The 1,946-nt window shown below is 70.3% G+C and carries 1 protein-coding gene; it reads left to right on the plus strand.

Going from position 1 to position 1,946, the window contains the following annotated elements:
• Positions 1-190 precede the first annotated feature (190 nt).
• Positions 191-1,946, plus strand: a 1,756-nt coding sequence (locus JHL17_RS32700) for a condensation domain-containing protein (protein WP_425599667.1), incomplete at its 3' end; no start/stop codon positions are given.

Here is a 1,946-nt window from a genome sequence, read left to right on the forward strand (position 1 = left end):
GGTGGAGGGGCTGGCCGCGGCCTATGCGGAGGAGCTGCGGGCGCTGGTGGCGCATTGCGAGGCATCGGCTGGCGGGCTGACGCCGTCGGACGTGCCGCTGGCCGGCCTGACCCAGGCGCAGCTCGATGCCCTGGCCCTGCCGGCGCGGGAGCTGGAGGACCTCTATCCGCTGACGCCGATGCAGCAGGGCATGCTGTTCCATGCGCTCTACGAGCCGGGAGGCGACGCCTACATCAACCAGATGCGGGTGGATGTGGAGGGTCTGGACGTGGCCCGCTTCCACGCGGCGTGGCAGGGGGCGGTCGATGAGCATGACAGCCTGCGCGCCGGCTTCCTGTNTGCCCGCCTGGAGGCCCTCGCGGTCGAGGAGCGGCAGGCCGGCTTCGACCTCGCGTCGCCGCCGCTGCTGCGTCTGGCGCTGGTGCGCACGGGTCAGGACCGCCATCATGTGATCCTGACCAGCCACCACATCCTGCTGGACGGCTGGAGCAGCTCGCAGCTTCTGGGCGAGGTGCTGCAACGCTATGCCGGCCACAGCCCGGCGGCGGACGGCGGTCGCTTCCGCGACCATGTGGCGTGGCTGCAGGGGCGCGACCGGGAAGTGTCGGAGGCCTTCTGGCGTGCCCGCACCGCCGAAATCGAGCAGCCGACGAGAATTGCTGCGGCCGGCGGGCAACCGGATGCTGCCGAAGGGCATGGGGCTCTCGAACTGGTCTTCGACGAACGGGAAACCACACGGTTGACCCGCTTCGCCCGTCAGGCTCAGGTCACGCTCAACACGCTGGTCCAGGCCGCCTGGCTGCTGCTTCTGCACCGCCGGACCGGGCAGGGCACGGTGACGGCAGGCGTCACGGTCTCCGGCCGTCCGGCCGAACTGCCGGGCATCGAGCGGCAGATCGGCTTGTTCATCAACACGCTGCCGCTGGTCGGCACGCCGCACCCGGCCCTGACGGTTGCGGAGTGGCTGACTGGTCTCCAGGCCCGCAACCTTGAAATGCGGGAGCACGAATACACGCCGCTGTCCGACATCCAGCGCTGGTCCGGCCATGGCGGCGAGATGCTGTTCGACAGCCTGCTGGTGTTCGAGAATTATCCGCTGTCCGATGCGCTCGGCCGTGGAGACACCGGCGGCCTGCGGTTCGGCGTTCCACGGAACCATGAACTCACCAGCGTCCCGTTGACCCTGCTGATGGGAGCGGGAGAGCGGCTGACGCTCACCTTCAGCCATTGGCGCGACCGGATCGGGGACGACGAGGTTCGTCGCCTTGCCGCCCAGATCCGTGGGCTTCTGCTGGCCCTGACCGAGGATGCGGGGCGTCGGTTGGGCGGGATCGGTTTGCTCGACGAGGAGGGATGGCGGAGCTTCGCCGGCTGGAACGCATCCCGTGACGACAGCCTGACTGCCGGCCCGCTGGTTCCTGACGTGATCGCGGAGCAGGCTGCTCTGCATGGCGCGCGACCTGCTTTGAGCTTCGGCGGGCGGACGCTGAGCTATGCCGAGCTGGAGGCGCAGGCGAACCGTCTGGCCCACCGGCTGCAGGGGCTCGGCGTCGGGCCGGAGGTGACGGTCGGCGTCGCCGCCGAACGCTCGCTGGAGCTGGTCGTCGGCCTGCTGGCGGTGATGAAGGCCGGTGGCGCCTATCTGCCGCTCGATCCGGACCTGCCGCCGGCCCGGCTCAAGGCCATGGCCACGGACGGCGGCATCGCCCTGCTGCTGACCCAGAGCCACCTCGCCGACCGGCTGAGCGGCGACGCGCTGCCCGAGGCCGTCCGCCTACTGCTGCTCGACGCCGAGGACGCCGGCGGCCTGCCGGACAGCCCACCCGTATCCGGTCTGCGGCCCGATAACCTTGCCTACCTGATCTATACCTCCGGCTCGACCGGGACGCCCAAGGGGGCGGGCAACAGCCATGGCGCCCTGCTGAACCGGCTGGCCTGGATGCAGA

The sequence above is a fragment of the Azospirillum endophyticum genome, from assembly GCF_016595245.1.
Classification (GTDB): Bacteria; Pseudomonadota; Alphaproteobacteria; order Azospirillales; family Azospirillaceae; genus Azospirillum; species Azospirillum endophyticum.